Annotated in this window: 4 protein-coding genes; all 4 read left to right on the top strand. The window is 68.5% G+C overall.

Features of this window, described 5'->3' with window-relative positions:
- Positions 1-1328: MocR-like pyridoxine biosynthesis transcription factor PdxR (gene pdxR, locus ACTHK2_RS16515; RefSeq protein ID WP_440246832.1), on the top strand; the 1328-nt coding region annotated here is incomplete at its 5' end.
- 114 nt (positions 1329-1442) lie between these two features.
- Positions 1443-1997 (top strand): putative Fe-S cluster assembly protein SufT, encoded by a 555-nt coding sequence (gene sufT / locus ACTHK2_RS16520; RefSeq protein ID WP_440246833.1) that lies wholly within the window; start codon positions 1443-1445, stop codon positions 1995-1997.
- A gap of 73 nt (positions 1998-2070) precedes the next feature.
- Positions 2071-2490, top strand: a complete 420-nt coding sequence (locus tag ACTHK2_RS16525; protein ID WP_440246834.1) for a hypothetical protein — start codon at positions 2071-2073, stop codon at positions 2488-2490.
- Positions 2491-3364: 874 nt separating this feature from the next.
- Positions 3365-5440 (top strand): protease pro-enzyme activation domain-containing protein (locus ACTHK2_RS16530; protein ID WP_440246835.1); only part of this gene is annotated, 2076 nt, incomplete at its 3' end.

Genomic DNA, 5440 nt, shown 5'->3' on the forward strand with positions numbered 1-5440 from the left:
CGCGCGAGCTCGATATTTCGCGCAACACCGTGCTCGCCGCGTACGAGCAACTGCAGGCGGAAGGGTACCTGCTCGGTCGCGTCGGCTCCGGCAGTTTCGTCGCCAATGTCGGCAGCGCGACGCCGCACAAACGCAGCGCGAACACGCTCGTCGCGCCGCTGTCGGGCTTCGCGCGCCGCGCGCTCGCCAACACCGATGGCCGCCGCATCCCGGGACACCAGCACAGCGACCAGCGGTACGACCTCCAGTACGGCCTGCCACTCGCCAATCCGCTGCTCGGCAGCGTCTGGCGCCGCGAGGTGGGGCGCGCCGCCGAGCACGTCGAATTCGACTATCCGGATGCGCAGGGCCTGCTCGCCTTGCGCGAGCAGATTTGCGACTACCTCGCGCGCCGGCGGGGCGTACCGGCCGCGCCGGAGGACGTCGTCATCGTGTCCGGCACGCAGCAGGCATTCGCGCTCGCCGCGCGCGTGCTGCTCGAAGCGGGCGACACGGTCGTACTCGAGGATCCGCACTATCGCGGCGCGCGCCAGGTGTTCGCCGCGTTCGGCGCGCATGCGCGCGGTTGCCGCGTCGACAACGAAGGCCTCGTGCCCGCGGCGCTGCCGTCGAGCGCGCGGCTCGCGGTGGTCACGCCCTCGCACCAGTTCCCGACCGGCGCGTTACTGCCGTTGTCGCGCCGCGTCGAACTGCTCGACTGGGCGACCGAACGCCATGCATGGCTCATCGAGGACGATTACGACGGGGAGTTCCGCTACGGCGGGCGCCCGCTGGCGGCGCTGAAGTCGCTCGACCGCGATGGCCGGGTGATCTACATCGGCAGTTTCTCGAAGGCATTGTTCCCGGCATTGCGCCTCGGCTACATGGTCGTGCCCGCTTCCTTGCGCGAGGCGTTTTCGGCGACCAAGTGGCTCGAGGACCGCGGCTGCAACGCGCTCGAACAGGCGACCCTCGCACGCTTCATGGCCGACGGCGGCTTCGAGCGGCACTTGCGCCGCGCCGCGGTCGCGCTGCGCGCGCGGCGCAGCGCGATGCTGGGCGGCCTGCGCCGCCACGCCGGCGATGCGGTCGAAGTCGTCGATTCGAATGCAGGCATGCACCTCACCGCGTGGCTGACGCGGGCGAGCCACGCCGACTGCGAACGCCTCGTCGCGCACGCTCGCACGCGCGGCCTCGGCCTCTACACGATCTCGCCGTATTGCCTCAAGCCGCCGCCGCGCCCAGGGCTCGTCCTCGGCTATGCGGGCCTTCCCCCTGCGGACATCGAGGCGGCGATGAAGTTGCTCGGAAAATGCCTGCAGGCGACCGGCCTCGCGCCCTCCGGTTGAGGCACGCGCGGCGGTTGAACGCGCGGCGCCAGCCCCGATATTCCATGGCGCAGCGCCGCCCGCGACGCGGCATAATGCGCAGTTCCGCCACGGCCGCCGCTCCGATACGCCGCAATGGGTTACAGCCAGACTTCCGAACCGATCCGCCTCGAACGCGACTGCGCCGCCGTGATGGTGCCGCAGGGCGACGAGGTGACCTTGCCTGCGGGGCAGGTCGGCTACATCACGCAGGCGCTCGGCGGCAGCTTCACCGTCTACGTCGACGGCAACCTGTTCCGCATCCGCGGCGCGGACGCCGACGCACTCGGCAAAGAGGCGCCGGCGCCGCTCTCACTCGCCGAGGGTGCCGACGACGCCGAAGTGGAGAAGCTCGTGTGGGAGCAACTGCGCACCTGCTTCGATCCGGAGATCCCGATCAACATCGTCGAACTCGGCCTCGTCTACGACTGCGATCTCGAACGCCTCGCCGACGGTCGGCGCAAGGTCAGCGTGCGCATGACGCTGACCGCACCCGGCTGCGGCATGGGCGAGATCCTCGTCGACGACGTGCGCACCAAGCTCGAGATGATCCCGACCATCGCCGAAGCGGATGTGGACCTCGTGTTCGATCCGCCGTGGACGCAGTCGATGATGTCCGAGGCGGCGCGGCTCGAAACCGGCATGCTGTAGCCGCCGCGGCGCGCGTTGCGCGCGCCGGGCCGTTTCGTTCTAGGATGGGCTCCCCCGAAGCGGCGCGCCCACGATGAAACGCCATCTGCACGTGATCGTACTGGCCCTGTTCGTACTGTTCCTGTTCTACGACATCGTCGTCTGGGGCTCGTTGCCGCTGATTCCGGAGGTGGGCAGCGACATCGTCGATTCGGCCAATCGCGAGGCGCCGATCGCCGCGACTTACGTGCTGCTCGGCAGCCCGCTCGATGCGGCGGTGCCCGCATTGCAGGCATTCGGCCAGGATCGGGTCACCGCGGCGCTGAGCGAAGGTTTCCCGCGCATCCGCGATGACGCCACCGTCGCGATGGACCTCATCTTCAATACCACCTGGAATGTCGAGCACCGCTGGCTGAAGACGGTCTACTGGTTTCCGCCGCTGCTGCTCGTGGCCACGGTGATCGTCTGGATCCGCCGGCCGCGCAAGGTGTCGACGCTCGGGCGCCGGCGCTGATCCAAGCGAGGGATCGTCCGCGCCGACGTGCGTGATCGACCGTCGAGCGGCCTTTTATTGCGACGCGGCAGCTGAAATCGTATTCATGCGCGATTGCCGCGGCAGGCAACGCCGCGTTTCCTGCTGCGTCGCAAAAACCAGCGGCGATATGCCAATGGGATCAATAGGTTATGTGATGGCGCCGGCTTTTCTTGCGGCGTCGTTGCTGCTAGCTTGTCGGCTTCCGCGTGGCTCCTCCACGCGGAACGGTACCCAAGGGCCGGGCTGGGGAGCAGTACCGGTTTCCGCAGCAGGACGCATGCCGGGTCGAGAGAGGGGTCGGCAAGCGCAGGACGCGGACGTGGGACACAAGGACGCTCGGGAGGTGTGGGGACACCTGCATCGGGCATCCAGGGATCGTGGATCCGGGCGCCATGCCGCCCGTTCGACGCGGCGCATGCCGCAGGACGGTCGCGGCGCACGGAGCGATGCCATCAGGGAGGTGCACGGACGGCGGCCGGTGCGAACCGGCTGCCGTTCTTTTTTATTTTTTGCGCATTGCAGCATCCGCGGATATTTCGACGATTCGTCCACGTTGCGTGGCAGTGGCGGCGCACTGTCAGGTTGGTGACAGCTCGCGGGTGCTATCTCCCCGGTGCGGACTGCATCCGCGCCGATCGACAGCCCGCATCCAAGAGAGGGGATTCGGGGCCTGCATTCCCGTACGCGCACGCGCACGGACCTCGGCCCGGCTGCAGCAGGCAATACGTACCGACCCGTTCACCGTTCCGAAACGGCCCGCTGGAAGCGCGCCGGGAACGGTTTCGCCGCGTGCGACCGCATCGCTACACACACCCATCGGTATTTCGAACTTTGCATATTGAGGGAGTCAGTAATGCGTAATTCGAGAATCACCACGCGGCCCGCGGCGCTCGCCGCCGCGGTCGTCATGGCGTTCGGCGCGACGACGGCGGTGGGGGCCGCCACGCCCGGCCAGGCGCAGCGTTCGACGGCGCAGCTTTCGCCGGCCGTCGCGCTGCGTACAGGCGAGAACATCGACGGCATGGTGCCGTTCACGCAACCGGTGCACGTCGAGATCGCGTTGAAGATGCGCGACCGCGAGGGCCTGGACAGCTACATCGCTTCCGCCGCGACCGCGCAGAGCATCACCGGCGTGCGCCCGATGCTGTCGACCGACGAGGTCCGCGAGCGCCACGCGCCGACCGAAGACCAGGTCAAGGCGGTCGTCGATTTCCTGGCCTCGGCCGGCTTCAAGAACATCGTCGTCGCCGACAACCGCATGCTCGTCTCGGCCGACGGCACCGCGGACGTCGCGCAGGCCGCGTTCCAGACTTCGCTCGCGCGCGTGACGCGCAAGGACGGCAGCAGCGCGATCGCCAACACCGCGCCCGTGCACATTCCGGCGTCGCTGCAGGGCATCGTGCTGGCCGTGCTCGGCCTGCAGGACGTGCATCGGCCGCGCGTGATGTCGAAGGTGCTCGACGGTCCGCAGCCGCAGGCCGTGACCGGCCACTTCCCGAACGAGTTCTCCGCGATCTACGGCGGCACCGGCGTCGCCACCGCCGCGGGCGTCACGGTCGGCATCATCACGCAGGGCAAGCTCACCCAGACGATCACCGACCTCAACGCGTTCACGTCGGCGCACGGCTTCCCGACCGTGACGACGCAGACGGTCAACACCGGCGGCACGAGCAACGACACCAGCGGCATCGGTGAATGGAACCTCGACAGCCAGGACGTCGTCGGCATGGCCGGCGGACAGGTCGGCAAGATCATCTTCTACAACGAGCCGACGCTGGCGAACTCCGCGCTCACCGCGAACATCAATACGGCGGTTTCCGCCAACGCGGCGAAGATCATCAACATGTCGCTCGGCGAATGCGAAAAGGACGCGCACAGCGACGGCTCCGATGCCGCCGACGACCAGCTGTTCGCGACCGCGGTCGCGCAGGGCCAGACGTTCTCGATCTCGACCGGCGATTTCGGCGCCGACGAGTGCCAGGACGGCGGCACCGACGAGGCGAGCAACCCCGCCAACTCGCCCTACGTGGTCGCGGTCTCCGGCACGACGCTCAACGCATCGACGAGCGCATGGAGCAGCGAAACCGTATGGGTCGACTCGGGCGGCAGCCAGAGCACGATCGAACCCAAGCCGAGCTGGCAGACGCTCTGGTCGGGCAGCAAGCGCGGCGTCGCCGACGTCGCGTTCGACGGCGACCCGAACTCGGGCGCGAAGGTCATCGTCAATGGCGGCACCCAGCAGATCGGCGGCACCAGCCTGTCGGCGCCGATCTTCGCCGGCATGTGGGCGCGCGTGCTCGCGGTGAAGGGCACGTCGGTCGGCTTCGCGGGCCCGATCATCTACCAGCTGCCCGCCGGTGATTTCCACGACATCACGTCGGGCAACAACAACGGTTCGACGGCGGCGGTCGGTTATGACCTCGCGACGGGTCGCGGCAGCATGATCCTCAGCAGCGCGATCAACCACATCGGTGGCGGTGGCGGCGGCAACGTCGCGCCGGTCGCGAACTTCAGCTTCACGACCAACGCGCTGGTGGCGAACTTCACCGACAGCTCCAGCGACAGCGACGGCACGATCGCCTCGCGCTCGTGGAACTTCGGCGACGGCGGTACCTCGACGGCGACCAACCCGAGCCACACGTACGCGAGCGCGGGCACCTACAGCGTGTCGCTCACGGTCACCGACAACGGCGGCGCGACCAACACCAAGACGAGTTCGGTCACGGTGACGGGCGGCGGCGGTGGCGGCAACGTGCTGCAGAACGGTGTCGCGGTGACCGGACTCGCGGCGACGACGGGCAACCAGCTCGCCTACACGATGGTCGTTCCGGCCGGCGCGACGAACCTCAAGTTCGTCACCTCGGGCGGCAGCGGCGACGGCGACCTCTACGTCAAGTTCGGCAGCGCGCCGACGACGTCGAGCTACGAC

It is taken from the genome of Dokdonella sp. (genome assembly GCF_051958935.1).
Classification (GTDB): domain Bacteria; phylum Pseudomonadota; class Gammaproteobacteria; order Xanthomonadales; family Rhodanobacteraceae; genus Dokdonella_A.